We start from the raw sequence: 18,543 nt of genomic DNA on the forward strand, positions 1-18,543 counted from the left end.
TGGTGGCCAACGGCCGCGACGCCGACATCGGATGCCCGGGGCGCCAGCGCTGCCAGTAGCAGCCGGGTGTCCCGGCCCGGTCTTCGCGTGACGCCGGCTGCACATGCCAGCCGCCGCTGCCGCCGCTGTCCTTGCGCAGCCAGCCGGCGGGCTCGGCCGGCGGCGTGAACGACACCTCCGGGTGGGCGATGCCGGCTTCGTCGAGCGCGGCAAAGAAGGCCCGCGGATCGCGCAAGCGCGCCAGGTCGGCGCCGGCTGTGCCGATCAGCGGCAGGCGTTCGGCGCCGGCCTGCAGCAGCTCGGGCCGGCCGTCGAAACCGGCACCGGCGATCCAGCCTTCGACACCGCCGTTCAGCGCCAGGCGCTGCAGCGCCGCCAGCAGGGTCTCGCCGTCGATCTCCAGCCGCCCGGGCGTGCCGATGGTCTGCCAGTGGGCGGCACGCTGTACGGTGTCGGCGTCGCCGAAGCAGTCGAGCGCGACGACACGCTGGCCGTCCAGCGCCGCCAGTTCGACCAGCGCACGCGCGGACAGGGCGGCGACGGCGAGCATCAGGCTCAGCTGCTGGCGCCCGCCTTCTCCGCCAGCCAGCCGCGAGCGGTCTCGAAGGCGTCGCCGAAGCTGTAGCAGACGGCTTTGTCGGCCTCGCGCATGCGCTGCAGCAGCCGGTGCTGGGTCTGGTACTTGACGTTGCCGATCGCCAGCGCGCCTATGCCAAGCGCCGACGTTCCGGCCAGCGGCTTGGCGTCGTCCATCACGCCGACACCGGCGATGCCTTCGGGCGGCACCGCGTTGACGTCGGCGGCGACCTTCAGCGCGAGCGCGTGTTTCAGGTCCTCGGCCGACACCGCCTGCACGCCGGCCTTGGCGCAGGAGAGCACGACGTCGGCCTCGGCCAGCGAGTGACGCACCGCGTTGGCGTCGCCGCCCGAGATGCCGTGCAGCGTGACGCCGAAGTGTTTCGCGGTCTCGCTCGCCGCCTCCTCGGCGGCGTCTATGCCCTGGCGGCTGGACAGCAGCACGCGTGCGCCGGCCTGGGCGGCGATGACGGCGGCGATGCGTCCCACCGGCCCGGTGCCGCCGAGCACGACGATGCGCTGGCCGGCGAGGCCGGCGCCGCTCTTCTTCAGCGCCTGCTCGACGCAGGCGACCATCGCCGCGGCGGTGGTGTAGGCGCCGCTCGGGTCGGCCATCAGCGAGACGACGAAGGGTTTGACCATCGCCGCCTGAGCCTTCTTCAGCATGTCGGCGGCGAGCAGCGCGTCGCGCCCGCCGATGAAGATGCCGGTGCGTGCGACGCCCTTGGGGCCGCGCGAGAAGATCGCGTCCTGCGTCATGCCAGCGACCGCGTCCAGACCGACTTCGCCATAGGGCACGATGATCTGGTAGCCGGCGTCGGCGGCCATGTTGACGTCGAACGGGCTCATCTGTTTGCCCGGCGTGAACATGTGCAGGATGTACGGACGTTCCATCGTTTCGCTCTTCGAAGAGGTCAGGCGACGCGGGCGCCGTGGGCGCGGGCGGCCACGGTGGTGATGGCCAGCGCCGGGGAGACGACGCCGGCGGCCAGCGCCGCGTCGAGCAGCCGCGCCGCGGCGGCGGCCGAGGGCAGGATCGCGAAGCCGGTCGGGCCCCAGGAACTCTGGCCGACGGCGGCGGCGTCGCCGGCTTCGCTGCGGATCCACTGCAGCAGCCGGCCGACCTCGGCGCTGGTGTAGGCGCTGCCGTCCTGGGCCGGCGCGAAGTGGCCGCCGAGCAGGTCCTGTACGCGGTTCAGTCCGGCGGCAAACGCGGTGAAGTCGTCGCCCGCGGCGCCCGGCAGCACGCGCATCAGCACCTGGTGGCAGAGTTCGGCTGCGCCTTCGAGGGGCAGCGGCGGTAGCGCGGCGATGGCGCGCTTCTCTTCGTCGCCTGACAGACCGCGGCGCCCTGGATGGCGCACGACGATCACACGCCAGGCCGCAGGCAGCGCCAGCCGCGCGAGCACCGGTGCCGGCGCGCCGTCGCGTCCCGGGCCACCGTCGACGATCAGCCCGCCGGCGTCGAAACCGGCGATGCCGATGCCCGAACGCCGGCCGCGGCCCAGCCAGGCGGCGAGCTGCGGCGTCGTCAGCTCCAGCGCGTGCAGGCGTGCGAAGGCGCGGCCCAGCGCCAGCGCGAGCTGGGTGCCCGAGCCGAAACCGGCGTGCGGCGGCAGCACACGCACGAGGCGCAGCGCCAGCGGCGCGTCGTGGCCGCTGCGCTCGCGCAGCAGGCGCAGGTGCTCGAGCGCACGCCCGAGTTCGGCCTGGCCGTCGTCGCTGTCGGCGCAGGCCGAGTCGTGTTCCGCGAATCCGAGCTCGAGCTCGGTCTCGAAACCGTCTATCACGAGCCCCAGGCTGCCGAAACGCCGGCCCAGCGTGCCCGCCGGGTCGAGGAAACCCAGGTGCAGCCGGCCGGGCGCGCGCACTGCGACACGCGCGAGGGCATCGGCGCGGGCGGGCAGCGTCGAGATCATGGCCGGCGGGCCGCAGGAAGCGGGAGGTGCATGCCCGTTCATTGCAAGACATGTTCCCTGTCGGTGCGGGGTCTGGCGGGGCCCCGAACCCCGGGATTACCCGCGCAAAACGAGGCTCCCGGCCCGGCCGCTGTGCCGCGCCGGGGACACTGTGTCAACCCAGCGCGCGGCCCTCAGTCGTACTTGATGTACTTGAAACGCGGGTCGTCGGGCGTGCCTTCGAACACCGGCTCGGCCTCGCGGCCGGGCTGCCACATCACGACCTCGTCGATCTTCTTCGCCAGCGCGAAGTCCTTCTCGGTGATGCCTTTGGCGTCGTGCGTCTGCAGCTTCACCGTGACGAAGGCGTAGGAGACCGCCAGGTCGGGGTGGTGCCAGGCGGCCTCGGCGAGGTGGCCGACGGTGTTGACGACCATCAGCGTGCCCTTCCAGCCCGAGGTCTTGAACTTGCGGCGGATCCAGCCGCCTTCCAGCGTCCAGCCTGGCAGTTCGTCCTTCAGCCGGGCTTCGGTTTCGTCGTCGGTGAACGGTTCGTTCGCCGGCTTTCTGCGCCAGGTGCTCATCGTGCGGTCCTTGCTGCGCCCGCGGTGCGGGGCGGTCGGCCGCGACGATGGCATGCGGCGTCGGGCGACACGGCGGCGGGGTTTCCGCCGCCGCGGCCTCGGGCGCCGTCAGCGCGAGCGCACGATCGCCTTGAACTTCTTCGTCTGCTCGACCAGTGCGCCTTCGACCGGCAGCCGCTCCATGCTGGAAGCGCCGTAGAAGCCGTCGACGACGGGGCAGTGCTCGAGGATGTAGTGTGCGTCCTCGGGCTGGGCGATCGGGCCGCCGTGGCAGAGCACGATGATGTCGGGGCGCACGCGGCGTGCGGCCTCGGCCCAGGCATTGATGCGCGGCACGCAGTCGGCCAGCGTCAGCGCGGTCTCGGCGCCGATCGCGCCGCCGGTCGTCAGCCCCATGTGCGGCACGATGATGTCGGCGCCGGCGCGCGCCATGTCGGCGGCGCTGGTCTCGTCGAAGACGTAGGGCGTGGTCAGCAGGTCCAGCTCCGCCGCCGCGCGGATCATGTCGACTTCCAGGCCGTAGCCCATGCCGGTCTCTTCCAGGTTCGCGCGGAAGTTGCCGTCGATCAGGCCGACCGTCGGGAAGTTCTGCACGCCCGAGAAGCCGACCGCGATCAGCTGCTGCAGGAAGTGCTCGCGCAGCATGAAGGGGTCGGTGCCGTTGACGCCGGCCAGCACCGGCGTGTGCCGCACCATCGGCAGCACCTCGCGCGCCATGTCGAGCACGATCTCGTTGGCGTTGCCGTAAGCCAGCAGCCCGGCGAGCGAGCCGCGCCCGGCCATGCGGTAGCGGCCCGAGTTGTAGATCACGATCAGGTCGATGCCGCCGGCTTCTTCGCACTTGGCCGACAGCCCGGTGCCGGCGCCGCCGCCGATGATGGGTTCGCCGCGCGCGATCTGGGCGCGAAAGCTCTCGAGGATCTGCTGTCGGGGAATGCGTGCCATGGTGCGTCTCTCTCTTTCGGGGCTGGCGGCACCGGCTGTCAGCCGGCGATCTCCTTGAAGGCGTGCACGAGCTGGGCGGCGAAGCCCGGGTCGTTCAGGTGCAGCGGCGAACGCAGCAGCTGGCGCTCGGCGCTGGCGTGGAACTCGATCTCGAGGGTGTCGAACAGCGCCTGGTCGGCGGCCGGGTCCCAGAAGGGCTGGCCTTGTGCGTCGAGCATCGAGACGCCGCCTTCAGGCAGGAAAAAACGCACCGGGCCGGTCATGCGGTTGAGCTTCTCGGCGAGGAAGCGGCCGATCGCGACGTTGTCATCGACGCTGGTGCGCATCAGCGTCACGTTGGCGTTGTGGCGGTAGAGCTTGCGCTCGCGGTAGCGCACCGGCACGGTCTCGAGCGCGGCGAAGTTCACCATGTCCAGCGCGCCGCAGCTGCCGACATAAGGCACGCGGCTGCGCGCGATCGCGTCCAGGCGCTCGGCGCCGGCGCTGAAGACGCCGCCCATCAGCTCGTCGGCGATCTCGGTCGTCGTGACGTCGATGACGCCGGCCAGCAGCCGCGAGTCGGCGAGCTTCTCCATCGACTGGCCACCGGTGCCGGTGGCGTGGAAGACCAGGCAGTCGTAGTCGGCCTCCAGCAGCGCGGTGGCCGATTGCACGCAGGGCGTGGTGACGCCGAACATCGTCAGGCCGATGGCCGGCTTGGTGGCCAGCACCTCGGCGCGCTCCAGCACCATGCCGCCGAGCGCGTGCGCGGCGTTGGCCAGCACACGCTGGCTGATGCGGTTCAGGCCCTGCACGTCGGTGACCGAATACATCATGCAGATGTCGCTCGGGCCGACGTAGGGCCGCACGTCGCCCGAGGCGACGGTGCTGACCATCAGCTTGGGCACGCCCACCGGCAGCGCACGCATCGCCGGCGTCGCCAGCGCGGTGGCGCCCGAGCCCCCGGCCGACAGCAGGCCGCCGACGTCGGTGCGGGTGAGGATGAAGTTCTCGAAGGCCAGCGCCATCGCCGTCACCGCGCTGCCGCGGTCGCCGGTGAAGACGCCGGCGCCGCCCTGCGGGTGGTGCAGCGCCACTTCCTGCGGCCGGACGTCGGCGGCCGACTCGCAGCCGCTGGTCGACAGGTCGACGGTGCAGACGGGAACGCCCATCGCCGCCAGGCGCTCGGCCAGGTAGCCGAGTTCGCGCGCCTTGGTGTCGAAGGTGCCGGCGACGTAGGCCAGGCGGGGGCTCGATGCGGACGAGATCATGGGAGCTCCTGGGGCGCCGAGCAGGAACGCGAGCTCACGCGCGACGGCTGAGATAGGGGGTAAAAGGGTGAGACAAGTGTCTCATCGGCGGACTTGTGTTGCAATCCTGACCACGCCCGCCGTTGCCGCGATGTCGAAGACCACCCGCCAGCCCCTGCCCGCGCCGCCGCCGGTCGTCGAGATCGAAGGCGGCATCCGCGGCGCCACGCGCCGGCTGCTGCTGGAGGCGGCGATGCTGCTGATCCGCGAAGGCCAGGTGCCGACGCTGCCCGAGGTCGCACGCCGCGCCCAGGTCTCGCGTGCCACCGCCTACCGCTACTTCCCCAGCCGCAGCGCGCTGATCACCGCGGTGATCGACGTCTCGCTCGGTCCGCTGCGTTGCTTCGACTCGGCCGAGCCCGACGGCCGCCGCCGCGTGGCCGAGCTGTTCGAGTCGACCTTTCCGCGTTTTCGCGAGTTCGAGCCGCAGATGCGCGCCGCCGCGCAGCTGGCGCTGGAGCATTGGGCGCGCGAACGTGCCGGCCTGCTCGACGAGGTGCCGTACCGGCGCGGCCACCGCGTCGGCATCCTCGCGCACGCGCTGGCGCCGCTGCAGCCGGTGCTGCCGGCGGCGGCGCTGGAGCGGCTGCACCGGGCGCTGTCGGTGCTCTACGGCATCGAGCCGCGCGTCGTGCTGAAGGACATCTGGGGCCTGGCCGACGCCGAGGTCGACGCCATCGTCGCCTGGATGGCCGACGCGCTGGTCACGAGTTCCTTGCGCGAGGCCGAGGCTGCGCCACCGGCGCGCCGCACACGCACGAAAGTCTCTACATGAAAGACGACAGCCTGCCACCGCTGCCGACGATCGCGGCCGGCCGCTACCGCCACTACAAGGGCGGCGAGTACGAGGTGCTGGGCGTCGTGCGCCACAGCGAGACGCTGGAGCCGCTGGTGCTGTACCGGCCGCTGTACGCCAGCGCCGACACCTGGGTGCGGCCGTTCGCGATGTTCGGCGAAGCCGTCGAGCTCGATGGCCGGCTGCGGCCGCGTTTCGAGCGCGTCGGCTGAGGCCGACCCTGCGCCGGCGCGTGGCGGCGCGCGCGTTTAGCATCGCCGCCGCCTCGACACCGCCAGGAGCCGCATGAACCGCCCGTATCGCATCGCCGTCATCCCCGGAGACGGCATTGGCCAGGAAGTCGCGCCCGAGGGCGTGCGCGTGCTGCGGCGCGCGGCCGAACGTTTCGGCCTGCAGCTCGAGCTGACCGACATCGCATGGGCCAGCTGCGACTACTACCTCGAACACGGCACGATGATGCCGGCCGACTGGAAGCAGCAACTCGCCGGCATGGACGCGATCTTCTTCGGCGCCGTCGGCTGGCCGGCCGCGGTGCCCGACAACGTCTCGCTCTGGGGCAGCCTGCTGAAGTTCAGGCGCGAGTTCGACCAGTACGTGAACCTGCGCCCGGTGCGGCTATTCGACGGCGTGCCCTGTCCGCTGGCCGGGCGCAAGCCGGGCGACCTGGACTACCTGATCGTGCGCGAGAACACCGAGGGCGAGTACACCAACCTCGGCGGCACGATGTTCGCCGGCACCGAGCGCGAGATCGTGATCCAGGAGTCGGTCTTCAGCCGCCACGGCACCGACCGGGTGCTGAAGTACGCGTTCGAACTGGCGGCTTCGCGCGCGCGCCGGCACCTGACGGTGGCGACCAAGAGCAACGGCATCGCGATCAGCATGCCGTGGTGGGATTCACGCGCCGACGAGATGGCCAGGGCCTTCCCGCAGGTGCAGGTCGACAAGCAGCACATCGACATCCTGGCCGCGCGTTTCGTGCTGCAGCCGCAGCGTTTCGACGTCGTCGTCGCCAGCAACCTGTTCGGCGACATCCTGTCCGACCTGGGGCCGGCCACTGCCGGCACCATCGGCCTGGCGCCGTCGGCGAACCTGAACCCGGAGCGGCGTTTCCCGTCGCTGTTCGAGCCGGTGCACGGCTCGGCGCCCGACATCTTCGGCCAGAACATCGCCAACCCGATCGCGATGATCTGGTCGGGCGCGCTGCTGCTGGACTTCCTGACCGCCGGCCAGGGCGCCGGCCGCGCCGCGCACGACGCCATCGTCGGCGCGATCGAGACCGTGCTGCGCGAGGGCCCGCGCACGCGCGACCTGGGCGGCACGGCCAGCACCAGCGAGCTCGGCGCGGCGGTGGCGGCACTGATCTGAGCGCGCCCCTTCGGGGGACGAGTCCCGCCTTGCCGGTGGCGTCGGCGGCGCACACAGTGCCGGACAGGAGGCCGGCAGAGTGGCTAGCCTCGAAATGCGCGTGCGCGGCGCGACAGGCGGCTCGGTTCCATGAGCACGCAACTGCTCGCGCCCGAGGCGATCACGTTGCGCATCGCCACCGTGCGTGGCCAGCGCGTGCTGCTGGACGCTGACCTGGCCGCGCTTTACGAGGTCGAGACCAAGCGGTTCAACGAGGCGGTTCGGCGCAACTTGGCCAAGTTCCCGGCCGACTTCATGTTCCAGCTCACCGCCCAGGAGTGGGCGGCTCTAAGGTCGCAGTTTGCGACCTTGGACGCGGCGCCCGGCGGGCGCGGCCGGCACCGCAAGTACCTGCCCTATGCCTTCACCGAGCATGGAACGATCATGGCCGCGAACCTGCTGAGCAGCCCGCGCGCCATCGAGGTCTCGGTGTACGTGGTGCGAGCCTTCGTGCACATGCGTGAGCTGGCGGCGACGCACGGCGACCTGGCCAAACGCTTGGCCGAGTTGGAAGAGAAAACCGAGGCGCTGGCGATGCACCACGACACCTTCAGCCGAAACACGCGCAACCAGCTCAAGCAGGTCTTTGACGCCCTGCGCGAGCTGATGACGCCGCCCGATCCGCCCAAGCGGCCGATCGGGTTCGTACCCTAAGGGGACCGGAACGAATAGCCGATGGGAGCGCGGTAGAGCCGCACGTCGTGGGCGGTGGGCGGCCTTGCAGGCCGCGGCAGCGATGTCAGCGATGTCAGCGATGTCAGCGATGTCAGCGATGTCAGCGATGTCAGCGAGCGCCGCCAAAACACCGCGTCATCCGCCATCAAGCTTCCCGCCACGGTCCGGCTCCGCCGGACCGTCGGCGGACGGCCCCCTCGGGGGGTAGCGAGCGCTAGCGAGCTCGGGGGCTCAAAGAAACCTCTCGAGCAAGCGCTTGGACCGCCGATCCAGCGCCTTCGCGTCGGCAATGCGGTAGCCGATGCCGTGGCTGTCGGTGACGAGCAAGGCGCTGCCGCCCAGGCGGCGGATGTCTTCCTCGCCCTTCAACACCAGGCTGGCCGGGCCACGATCCGTCACCACGGTCCAGGTGCTGGGCGTCGAGAAGGTCGAGACCTCGACCAGGCGCTGGATCACCGGCGCGAACTCGCGCCGCGCCAGTTCTTCGGCCAGCACGGCCCGGGCTTCTTGCGGCAGCGTCTCGGGGCGGTCTATCCAGAGCCGCTCGCGGCCGTCGGGGCCGACCACCGACACCGGGCCATCGGCATCGGTCAGCGGGAAAGCGCGCACCGGCTGCACGCCGACGTGGTCACCTTCGGCGTCGTGCAGCACCAGCCGGCCGTGCGGGTCGCGCGTGAGGCGGATGTCCAGGATGTCGTTCATCGGCTTCGTCCTCAGACCATGCCCGCCGGATGCGCCGCCGGCACCGGCGCCGGCAGCGGGCCGTGATCGACGCCGCTTTCGTCGACCTGGCGCAGTTGCGCCTCGTACAGCCGCCAGTAGGCGCCTTCGCGCGCCAGCAGCTCGTCGTGGGTGCCGACCTCGACGATGCGGCCGCGGTCCATCACCACCAGCCGGTCGGCGCGGCGCAGCGTCGACAGCCGGTGGGCGATGGCGATCGTCGTGCGCCCCTGCACCAGGTTGTCCAGCGCCTTCTGGATCTCCTTCTCGGTCTCGGTATCGACCGAGGAGGTGGCCTCGTCGAGGATCAGGATGCGCGGGTCGATCAGCAGCGCGCGTGCGATCGAGATGCGCTGGCGCTCGCCGCCCGACAGCCCCTGGCCGCGTTCGCCGACCAGCGAGTCGTAGCCGTGCGGCAGGCGCAGGATGAACTCGTGCGCGTGCGCGGCACGCGCCGCGGCGACGATCTCCTGGCGCGTCGCGCCGGGTTTGCCGTAGGCGATGTTCTCGGCCACGGTGCCGAAGAACAGGAAGGGCTCCTGCAGCACCAGACCGATGTGGCGCCGGTAGTCGGCGACGCCGAAACGCCGCAGGTCGACGCCGTCGACCTTGATCGCGCCGTCGGTGACGTCGTAGAAGCGGCAGATCAGGTTGACCAGCGTGCTCTTGCCCGAGCCGCTGTGGCCGACCAGGCCGATCATCTCGCCCGGGCGGATCTCGAGATCGACGCCGCGGATCACCGCCCGGCTGCCGTAGCGGAACCCCAGCCCCTGCAGTGACAGCCCGCCCTGCATGCGCTCGATCTTCACCGGCTGCGCCGGCTCGGGCACGTTGCTGACGTGGTCGAGGATGTCGAAGATGCGCTTGGCGCCGGCCGCGGCCTTCTGCGTCACCGAGACGATGCGGCTCATCGAATCGAGCCGGCCGTAGAAGCGGCCGATGTAGGCGATGAAGGCGGTCAGCACGCCGACCGTGATCTGGTTGCGGCTCACCAGCCAGATGCCGAAGGCCCAGACGACGAGCAGGCCGATCTCGGTCAGCAGCGACACCGTCGGCGTGAACAGGCTCCAGGTCTTGTTCAGCTTGTCGTTGACCTCGAGGTTGGCGCGGTTGGCGCGGCGGAAGCGCTCGGCCTCGCGCTGTTCCTGGGCGAAGGCCTTGACGACGCGGATGCCGGGAATGGTGTCGGCGAGCACGCTCGTCACCTCGCCCCAGACGCGGTCGATCTTCTCGAAGCCGGTGCGCAGCCGGTCGCGCACCAGGTGGATCATCCAGGCGATGAAAGGCAGCGGCAGCAGCGTCACCAGCGCCAGCGACGGGTTGATGCTGAACAGGATGGTCGCCGTCATCACGATCATCAGCACGTCGGTGGCGAAGTCCAGCGCGTGCAGCGACAGGAAGACGCAGATGCGGTCGGACTCGCTGCCGATGCGCGACATCAGGTCGCCGGTGCGTTTGCTGCCGAAATAGTCCAGCGACAGCCGCAGCAGGTGGTCGAAGGTGGCGGTGCGCAGGTCGGCGCCGATGCGTTCGCTGACCAGCGCCAGCAGCCAGGTGCGCAGCCAGCCCAGCGCCCAGGCGACGAGCGCGGCGCCCAGCAGCCCGGCCAGCAGCTTCCACACCAGCACGGTGTCGATCTGCTTGCCGTTCTGGTACGGGATCAGCACCTCGTCCATCAGCGGGATCGTCAGATAGGGCGCGACCAGCGACGCCGCGGTCGCCGCCAGCGTCAGCACGAAACCCAGCGCCAGCTGCCAGCGGTAGGGCTTGGCGAAACGGCCCAGGCGCAGCAGCACCCAGGTCGACGGCGGCACGGCGGACTCGACGCCGAAGTCGGTTTCTTCGGCCTCGGCTTCGTCTTCGGGCTCGGCGTCGCCGGCGGCTAGGCGCCGGCGCTGGCGCTCGAACAGCGCCAGCAGGCGCAGCGCGTCCGGGTCGTGGCCGAGCGTGTAGCGCCAGACGGCCAGGCGCGCCGAGTCGTCGTGCAGCGAGAGCTGGCCGACGCCGCCCTGGTCGGCGTGCTGCAGGGTGAGCGCGGGCGAAATCGGCCAGGCGCGCCAGCCACCGGCGGTGTCGCGGGCGAGCAGACGGCGATCGGTGAGAACTATTTCGCTGCTGGCGAAGCGCTCCGACGCGTCCAGGTCAACGTCCAGGCTGGCCAGTGCGTTTTCCCCTGGTTCGAGCGGCGTCGAAGGCGTCGCGACGAGCACAGGAGACGGATCGGATGAAGGCATGGGTCGGAAAAGCGGCGGGCGCGCGATTGTCGCGTAACGCGCCGACCAGGCGGTACGCCGACCGCCATCTGCGAATAATCCGCGCCGCCGTGCGCCGAAGCGGCGTGATTGCACGAAAAAGATGAAGACTTTCGACGATATCCGCCTGCTGCGCGCGACGTACCTGCGCGGCCCCAATCTCTGGACCTACCGTTCGGCGCTGGAGGTCTGGCTCGACTTGGGCGAACTCGAGCAGCATCCGTCGGACAAGCTGCCCGGTTTTGTCGACCGGTTGCTGGCTGCGCTGCCGGCGCTGGAAGAACACCACTGCGGTGTCGGCGAACGCGGCGGCTTCCTGCTGCGCCTGAACGCCGGCACCTGGATGGGCCACGTGCTCGAGCACGTGATCATCGAGCTGCTGAACCTGGCCGGCATGCCCACCGGCTTCGGCCAGACGCGCAGCACCTCGCGCACCGGCGTCTACCGCATGGTGTTCCGGGCGCGCGACGAGGCCGTCGCGCGCTGCGCGCTGGAACACGGCCACCGGCTGCTGATGGCGGTGATCAACGCCGCGCCGCTGGACGTGCCGGCGGCGGTGCAGGCGGTGCGCGACGCGATCGACGAGGCCTACCTGGGCCCCAGCACCGCGCACATCGTCGCCGCCGCCACCGAGCGCCGCATCCCGCACCTGCGTCTGAACGACGGCAACCTGGTGCAGCTCGGCCAGGGCAACCGCCAGCACCGCATCTGGACCGCCGAGACCGACCGCACCAGCGCGATCGCCGAAGGCGTCGCCCGCGACAAGGACCTGACCAAGCGCCTGATCGCCGCCGTCGGCGTGCCGGTGCCCGATGGCCGCATCGTCGGCAGTGCCGCCGAAGCCTGGGACGCGGCCGAGGACGTCGGCCTGCCGGTGGCCGTCAAGCCCAGCGACGGCAACCACGGCCGTGGCGTCACGCTGGACCTGTCCACGCGCGAGCAGATCGAGGCCGCCTACACCCTGGCTGCCGAAGAAGGCAGCGAGGTCATCGTCGAGCGCTACATCCCCGGCGACGAACACCGGCTGCTGGTGGTCGACGGCAAGCTCGTCGCTGCCGCGCGCGGCGAAGCCGCCTGGATCGTCGGCGACGGCCGCCAGGCCGTGGCCGCGCTCGTCGACGAGCAGCTCAACAGCGACCCGCGCCGCGGCGAGACCGAGGACCACCCGCTGGGCCGCATCCGCGTGCGCGAGGACGGCGCGATCCTCGTCGACCTGCGCCGCCAGGGCCTGGGCCCGGACGACGTGCCGGCCGCCGGCCGCCGCGTGCTGATCCAGCGCAACGGCAACGTCGCCAACGACTGCACTGACGAAGTCCACCCCGATTTCGCGCGCATCGCCTCGCTGGCGGCACGCACCGTCGGCCTGGACATCGCCGGCATCGACCTCGTCGCCCAGGACATCTCGCGGCCGCTGCGGGCGCAGCAGGCGGCGGTAGTCGAGGTCAACGCCGGCCCGGGCCTGCTGGCGCACACCAAGCCCGCGGTCGGCTCGCCGCGCCCGGTGGGCAAGGCGATCATCGACCGCTTGTTCCCGCCCGGCGACGACGGCCGCATCCCGATCGTCGGCATCGCCGGCGGCGACGCGGTGGCGACGCCGCTGGCGCGGCTCGTCGCCTGGCTGCTGCAGCTCTCGGGCCGCCACGTCGGCCTGGCCTGCCGCGACGGCCTGTTCCTGAACACGCGCCGCGTCGACGAACGCGACGCGACCCACGGCACGATCTCCGAGCGCCTGCTGCTCAACCGCGACATCGACACCGCGGTGTTCGAGAACGGCGCCGCCACCATCCTCGACGAAGGCCTGGTCTACGACCGCTGCCGCATCGGCGTCGTCACCGACCTCGACGGTGCCCAGGCGCTGGAGCGCCACGACATCCACGAAGCCGGCGACCTGCCGCGTGTGCTGCGCACGCAGATGGACGTCGTGCTCGGCGACGGCATCGGCGTGCTCAACGCCGACGACGAACGTATCGCCGCGCTCGCCGACCATTGCGACGGCGAGATCACGCTCTACGCCACCGAGGCGGCGCCGCTGGCCGCGCACCTGGAGCGCGGCGGGCAGGCCGTGCTGCTGCGCGACGGCCGCATCTGGCTCTGCGAAGGCCATGCCGAGACGCCGCTGGCGCTGCGTGGCCGCAGCGTGCTGCCGCCGGCGGTGCTGCTGCCGGCCGTCGCCGCCGCCTGGGCCTTCGGCCTGGCGCCGGCGCTGCTGGCCGCCGGCATCGACACCTTCGAAGCCCAATCCCCTGCCGAGACCCGCTGAAGGCACCCGTCATGGACGTCACCCGAATCCGCGCGCTGCGCGGTCCCAATCTCTGGAGCCGGCAGACGGCGATCGAAGCCGTGGTGCATTGCGCGCCCGAGGAACGCGCGATCGAGCGCGGCGCCCCGCTGGAGCGCCGGCTGCGCGAACTGCTGCCCGAAGTCGGCCCGCTGCGCGCCGTCGGCACCGCCGAGGCCGTGCCGCTGGCGCGCTGGCTGGAACACCTGACGCTGGCGCTGCAGGCGCGTGCCGGCTGCCGCGTCAGCTTTTCGCGCACCGCGCTCGCACCCGAGGACGGCGTCTACCAGATCGTCGTCGAATACACCGAAGAGAAGGTCGGCCGGCGTGCGCTCGAGCTGGCGCAGCAGCTGCTCGCCGCGGCCGCCGGCGGCCAGGCTTTCGACACCGAAGCCGCGGTCGCGCAGCTGCGGGCGATCGACGAGGACGTGCGCCTGGGCCCGAGCACCGGCTCCATCGTCAACGCCGCGCTGGTGCGCGGCATCCCGTACCGCCGCCTGACCGAAGGCAGCCTGGTGCAGTTCGGCTGGGGCGCGCGCCAGCGCCGCATCTGGGCCGCCGAGGTCGATTCCACCGGCGCCGTGGCCGAGGCCATCGCCCAGGACAAGGACCTGACGAAACGCCTGCTCGCCGCCGCCGGCGTGCCGGTGCCGCGCGGCCGTCCGGTCAAGGACCTGGAAGACGGCTGGGCCGCGGCGCTGGATCTGGGCCTGCCCATCGTCGTCAAGCCGCGCGACGGCAACCAGGGCAAGGGCGTCACCGTCAACGTCGCCGACCGCGCCCACTACGAGATCGCCTACCGCGCCGCCGACGAGATCGGCGAAGTCATGGTCGAGCAGTTCCTGCCCGGCCACGACTTCCGCCTGCTGGTCGTCGGCGAGAAGCTGGTCGCCGCTTCGCGCCGCGACCCGCCTTACGTCGTCGGCGACGGCGTGCACACGGTGCGCCAGCTGGTCGACATCGTCAACGCCGACCCGCGCCGCGGCGACGGCCATGCCAACGCGCTGACACGCATCCGCCTGGACGACATCGCGCTGGCGCGCCTGGACCTGCAGGGCCTGGCGCCCGACGCCGTGCCGGCCAACGGCCAGCGGGTCGTGCTGCGCCACAACGCCAACCTCAGCACCGGCGGCAGCGCCACCGACGTCACCGACGACGTGCACCCCGAGGTCGCCGCGCGTGCGGTGTCGGCGGCGCGCATGGTCGGGCTCGAGATCTGCGGCGTCGACGTCGTCTGCGAGACCGTCGGCGTGCCGCTGGAGCGGCAGCGCGGCGGCGTCGTCGAGGTCAACGCCGCGCCCGGGCTGCGCATGCACCTGGCGCCGAGCTTCGGCAAGCCGCGGCCGGTCGGCGAAGCCATCGTCGAGCGCCTGTTCCCGGTCGGCCAGGACGGGCGCGTGCCGGTCGTCGCCGTCACCGGCACCAACGGCAAGACCACGGTGACGCGGCTGATCGCGCAGCTCTTCGCCGCCGCCGGGCTGAAGGTCGGCATGACCAACACCGACGGCGTCTGGGTCGACGGCCACCAGATCGACAGCGGCGACTGCAGCGGCCCGAAGAGCGCGCGCAACGTGCTGATGCACCCCGACACCGAAGCTGCGGTGCTCGAATGCGCGCGCGGCGGCATGCTGCGCGAAGGCCTGGGTTTCGACCGCTGCCAGGTCGCCGTCGTCACCAACGTCGGCGCCGGCGACCACCTCGGGCTGAACTACATCACCACCGTCGAGGACCTGGCGGTGCTGAAGCGAGTCGTCGTGCAGAACGTCGCCGAGAGCGGCTTCGCGGTGCTCAACGCCGCCGACCCGATCACCTTGGCCATGGCCCAGCACTGCCCGGGCGGCGTGATCCTGTTCGCGGTCGACGGCCACCACCCGGCTCTGGTCGCGCACCGCGCCCAGGGCAAACGGTCGGTCTTCGTCGAACACGGCCACATCGTCGCCGTCGAAGGTTCGGCCCGCGCCCAGCTGCCGCTGCGCGAGGTGCCGCTGACACGCGGCGGCACCATCGGCTTCCAGGTCGAGAACGCGCTCGCCGCAGTTGCCGCGGCCTGGGGCTGCGGGCTGTCCTTCGACGCCGTCAGCGCCGGCCTGGCGAGTTTCGTCAACGACGCGCACAACGCGCCGGGGCGTTTCAACGTCATGGACTACCGCGGCGCGACCATCATCGCCGACTACGGCCACAACCCGGACGCGATGCGGGCGCTGGTCGGTGCCGTCGAGGCGATGCCGGCCAACCGGCGCTCGGTCGTCATCAGCGCCGCCGGCGACCGCCGCGACCAGGACATCCGCGAGCAGACGCAGATCCTGGGCGCGGCCTTCGACAGCGTGCTGCTGTACCAGGACGCCGCCCAGCGCGGCCGCGGTGACGGCGAGGTGATGGCGCTGCTGCGCCAGGGACTGCGCGACGCGCCGCGCACGAGCCAGGTCGACGAGATCCACGGCGAGTTCGTCGCCATCGACCGCGCGCTCGAGGCGCTGCAGCCCGGTGACCTGTGCCTGGTGCTCGTCGACCAGGTCGAAGAAGCGCTGGCGCACCTGGAGCGCCGCATCGCCGAAGCTTCGGAGCCGGTGCCGGCCTGAGGCCCCGGCCAGGGCCGGTCAGCGAGCACGCGTTGCAGACGCTGGTTCGCCCATCAAGCTTCCCGCCACGGACCGGCTTTGCCGGTCCGTCGGCGGACGGCACCCTTGGGGGGTAGCGAGCGTCAGCGAGCTTGGGGGCTAAAACAAGAAGTAGCGCTGGGCGAGCGGGAGGACGGTCGCCGGCTCGCAGGTCAGCAGCTGCCCGTCGGCCCGCACCTCGTAGGTCTGCGGGTCGATCTCCATCTTCGGCAGCCAGCCGTTGTGCACCATGTCGCCCTTCTTCACGCTGCGGCAGTGCTGCACCGCGGCCAGGCGCTTGGCCAGGCCGAGTTCGTCGCCGATGTCGGCACGCAGCGCCGCCTGGCTGACGAAGGTGAGCGATGTCGCCGTGCGTGCGCGGCCGTAGCTGCCGAACATCGGCCGGTAATGCACCGGCTGCGGCGTCGGGATGCTGGCGTTGGGGTCGCCCATCGCCGCAGTGGCGATGAAGCCGCCCTTCAAGACCAGGCTGGGCTTGACGCCGAAATACGCCGGCTTCCACAGCACCAGGTCGGCCCATTTGCCGATTTCGACCGAACCGACCTCGTGGCTGATGCCGTTGGCAATCGCCGGGTTGATCGTGTATTTGGCGACGTAGCGCTTGACGCGGAAGTTGTCGTTGCGGGAGTTCTGCTCCGCGACACCGCCCTCACCCCCCGCCCTCTCCCGCGCTGCGGGAGAGGGGGCCTGGAGCCAGCCGCGCTGCAGCTTCATCTTGTGCGCCGTCTGCCAGGTGCGGATGATGACTTCGCCGACCCGGCCCATGGCCTGGCTGTCGCTGCTCATCATGCTGATCGCACCCAGGTCGTGCAGCACGTCCTCGGCGGCGATGGTCTCGCGCCGGATGCGGCTTTCGGCGAATGCCAGGTCCTCGGCGATGCCGGCGTCGAGGTGGTGGCAGACCATCAGCATGTCCAGGTGCTCGTCCACCGTGTTCGCGGTGTAGGGCATGGTCGGGTTGGTGCTGCTGGGCAGGAAGTTGGGCTCGCCGGCGACCCGCAGGATGTCGGGCGCGTGGCCGCCGCCGGCGCCTTCGGTGTGGAAGGCGCAGAGCGTGCGCCCGTGCGTCGCGGCGATCGTGTCCTCGACGAAACCCGACTCGTTGAGCGTGTCGCTGTGGATCGAGACCTGGGTGTCGGTGGCCTCGGCGATGTCCAGGCAGTTGTCGATCGCGCTCGGCGTCGTGCCCCAGTCCTCGTGCAGCTTCAGGCCGATGGCGCCGGCGGCGATCTGCTGGCTCAGCGCCTCGGGCCGGCTGGCGTTGCCTTTGCCGAGAAAACCGAGGTTCATCGCGAAGGCGTCGGCCGCCTGCAGCATGCGGTGCAGGTTCTCCGGCCCCGGTGTGCAGGTGGTCGCGAAGGTGCCGGTGGCCGGGCCGGTGCCGCCGCCCAGCATCGTCGTCACGCCCGAGTTCAGCGCTTCGTCGATCTGCTGCGGGCAGATGAAGTGGATGTGGCTGTCGATGCCGCCGGCGGTGACGATCATCCCTTCGCCGGCGATGATCTCGGTGCCAGGGCCGATGACGATGTCGACACCCGGCTGCACGTCGGGGTTGCCGGCCTTGCCGATGGCGGCGATGCGGCAGCCCTTCAGGCCGATGTCGGCCTTGACGATGCCCCAGTGGTCGACGATGACGGCGTTGGTGATGACGCAGTCGCAGGCCTCGTGGTGGCCGGGGCCGTTGACCGCCTGGCCCTGGCCCATGCCGTCGCGGATGGTCTTGCCGCCGCCGAACTTCACTTCTTCGCCGTAACCGCCGGCACGCAGCGTGTAGTCGGCTTCGATCTCGACGATCAGCTCGGTGTCGGCCAGGCGCAGGCGGTCGCCCACGGTCGGGCCGTACATCTCGGCGTAGGCGCGCCGGCCGATGGTGGTGCTCATCACAAGGCCCCTTGGATGTCGCCGCGGAAGCCCCAGACGCGGCGCTCGCCGGCGTAGGGCACCAGCTGCACGGTGCGCTGCTGGCCGGGCTCGAAACGCACCGCGGTGCCGCTGGCGATGTCCAGGCGCATGCCGCGGGCGGCGGCGCGGTCGAAACGCAGCGCCGGGTTGGTCTCGGCGAAGTGATAGTGCGAGCCGACCTGGATCGGCCGGTCGCCAGCGTTTTCGACCACCAGGGTCAGCGCCGGGCGGCCGGGGTTCAGCGTCAGCTCGCCGTCGTCGGTCAGCAGTTCTCCGGGAATCATGGCCGCCCTCATGCGATCGGTTGGTGCACCGTCACCAGTTTGGTGCCGTCGGGGAAGGTGGCCTCGACCTGGATCTCGGGGATCAGCTCGGGCACGCCGTCCATCACCTCGGCGCGCGACAGCACCTGCTTGCCGGCGCTCATCAGCTCGGCCACCGTGCGCCCGTCGCGCGCGCCTTCCAGGATGGCGGCGGTGATCAGCGCGATGGCCTCCGGCACGTTGAGCTTCAGCCCGCGCGCCTGGCGGCGTTCGGCCAGCAGCGCGGCGGTGAAGATCAGCAGCTTGTCCTTTTCTCTCGGGGTCAGGTCCATGGGCGGATTTC

At 71.3% G+C, this 18,543-nt stretch carries 16 protein-coding genes and 1 pseudogene; 6 read left to right on the top strand and 11 right to left on the bottom strand.

The genetic code is table 11. From position 1 onward, the window contains the following. From CKO43_RS12925 to CKO43_RS12950, 6 genes and pseudogenes are all read right to left on the bottom strand, one after another. A pseudogene (locus CKO43_RS12925) lies at positions 1–550 on the bottom strand (ATP-grasp domain-containing protein); the annotation flags it as partial. A 5-nt stretch (positions 551–555) separates the two neighbouring features. Beyond that, the gene (locus tag CKO43_RS12930) at positions 556–1,470 is read right to left on the bottom strand and encodes an NAD(P)-dependent methylenetetrahydromethanopterin dehydrogenase (protein WP_200226133.1); all 915 of its coding nucleotides are present in this window, start codon (positions 1,468–1,470) and stop codon (positions 556–558) included. Between the two features lie 20 nt (positions 1,471–1,490). Further along, positions 1,491–2,495 carry a beta-ribofuranosylaminobenzene 5'-phosphate synthase family protein gene (locus tag CKO43_RS12935; RefSeq protein WP_200378889.1) on the bottom strand — a complete coding sequence of 335 codons (1,005 nt, stop codon included), beginning with the start codon at positions 2,493–2,495 and terminating at the stop codon, positions 1,491–1,493. Between the two features lie 173 nt (positions 2,496–2,668). After that, the gene (locus CKO43_RS12940; RefSeq protein WP_200378890.1) at positions 2,669–3,058 is read right to left on the bottom strand and encodes a 4a-hydroxytetrahydrobiopterin dehydratase; all 390 of its coding nucleotides are present in this window, start codon (positions 3,056–3,058) and stop codon (positions 2,669–2,671) included. A 108-nt stretch (positions 3,059–3,166) separates the two neighbouring features. After that, positions 3,167–4,003: a phosphoenolpyruvate hydrolase family protein gene (locus CKO43_RS12945; RefSeq protein WP_200226127.1), complete on the bottom strand. Its 837-nt coding sequence runs from the start codon at positions 4,001–4,003 to the stop codon at positions 3,167–3,169. A gap of 38 nt (positions 4,004–4,041) precedes the next feature. Next, complete coding sequence (locus CKO43_RS12950) at positions 4,042–5,253, bottom strand: Tm-1-like ATP-binding domain-containing protein (RefSeq protein ID WP_200378891.1); 1,212 nt, start codon at positions 5,251–5,253, stop codon at positions 4,042–4,044. 130 nt (positions 5,254–5,383) lie between these two features. Between CKO43_RS12950 and CKO43_RS12955 the strand changes: the two genes are divergently transcribed. From CKO43_RS12955 to CKO43_RS12970, 4 genes are all read left to right on the top strand, one after another. Then, a complete protein-coding gene (locus CKO43_RS12955; protein ID WP_200378892.1) occupies positions 5,384–6,067 on the top strand; it encodes a TetR/AcrR family transcriptional regulator in 684 nt (227 codons plus the stop codon). After that, the gene (locus tag CKO43_RS12960) at positions 6,064–6,300 is read left to right on the top strand and encodes a DUF1653 domain-containing protein (protein ID WP_200378893.1); all 237 of its coding nucleotides are present in this window, start codon (positions 6,064–6,066) and stop codon (positions 6,298–6,300) included. The genes CKO43_RS12955 and CKO43_RS12960 overlap by 4 nt, the downstream gene beginning before the upstream one ends. Positions 6,301–6,373: 73 nt before the next feature. Continuing rightward, positions 6,374–7,453, top strand: a complete 1,080-nt coding sequence (locus CKO43_RS12965) for a tartrate dehydrogenase (RefSeq protein ID WP_200378894.1) — start codon at positions 6,374–6,376, stop codon at positions 7,451–7,453. A 129-nt stretch (positions 7,454–7,582) separates the two neighbouring features. Continuing rightward, positions 7,583–8,146, top strand: coding sequence for an ORF6N domain-containing protein (locus tag CKO43_RS12970; protein WP_200378895.1), 564 nt, complete (start codon positions 7,583–7,585; stop codon positions 8,144–8,146). Between the two features lie 252 nt (positions 8,147–8,398). Here CKO43_RS12970 and CKO43_RS12975 read toward each other — a convergent pair whose 3' ends face one another. After that, positions 8,399–8,869, bottom strand: a complete 471-nt coding sequence (locus CKO43_RS12975) for a cyanophycin metabolism-associated DUF1854 family protein (protein WP_200378896.1) — start codon at positions 8,867–8,869, stop codon at positions 8,399–8,401. A gap of 11 nt (positions 8,870–8,880) precedes the next feature. After that, the gene (locus CKO43_RS12980; RefSeq protein ID WP_207185024.1) at positions 8,881–11,121 is read right to left on the bottom strand and encodes a cyanophycin metabolism-associated ABC transporter; all 2,241 of its coding nucleotides are present in this window, start codon (positions 11,119–11,121) and stop codon (positions 8,881–8,883) included. A 121-nt stretch (positions 11,122–11,242) separates the two neighbouring features. Here CKO43_RS12980 and CKO43_RS12985 point away from each other — a divergent pair, with 121 nt between their 5' ends. Then, positions 11,243–13,399, top strand: a complete 2,157-nt coding sequence (locus CKO43_RS12985; RefSeq protein WP_200378897.1) for a cyanophycin synthetase — start codon at positions 11,243–11,245, stop codon at positions 13,397–13,399. Positions 13,400–13,410: 11 nt separating this feature from the next. After that, a complete protein-coding gene (cphA, locus tag CKO43_RS12990; RefSeq protein WP_200226107.1) occupies positions 13,411–15,996 on the top strand; it encodes a cyanophycin synthetase in 2,586 nt (861 codons plus the stop codon). Positions 15,997–16,134: 138 nt separating this feature from the next. On the opposite strand, the gene ureC is transcribed toward cphA, so the two are convergent. From ureC to CKO43_RS13005, 3 genes are read right to left on the bottom strand one after another with little or no spacing between them, the layout of a single operon-like run. Further along, entirely contained in the window at positions 16,135–17,916 is a 1,782-nt protein-coding gene (ureC, locus tag CKO43_RS12995) for an urease subunit alpha (RefSeq protein WP_200378898.1), read from the bottom strand. Beyond that, complete coding sequence (locus tag CKO43_RS13000) at positions 17,916–18,221, bottom strand: urease subunit beta (protein WP_200226103.1); 306 nt, start codon at positions 18,219–18,221, stop codon at positions 17,916–17,918. Before CKO43_RS13000 ends, ureC begins: the two co-directional genes overlap by 1 nt. Positions 18,222–18,229: 8 nt before the next feature. Next, a complete protein-coding gene (locus CKO43_RS13005; RefSeq protein ID WP_200226101.1) occupies positions 18,230–18,532 on the bottom strand; it encodes an urease subunit gamma in 303 nt (100 codons plus the stop codon). Positions 18,533–18,543: the final 11 nt, after the last annotated feature.

The sequence above is a fragment of the Rubrivivax gelatinosus genome (assembly GCF_016583785.1).
In the GTDB taxonomy this organism is placed as follows: domain Bacteria; phylum Pseudomonadota; class Gammaproteobacteria; order Burkholderiales; family Burkholderiaceae_C; genus Rubrivivax; species Rubrivivax gelatinosus_B.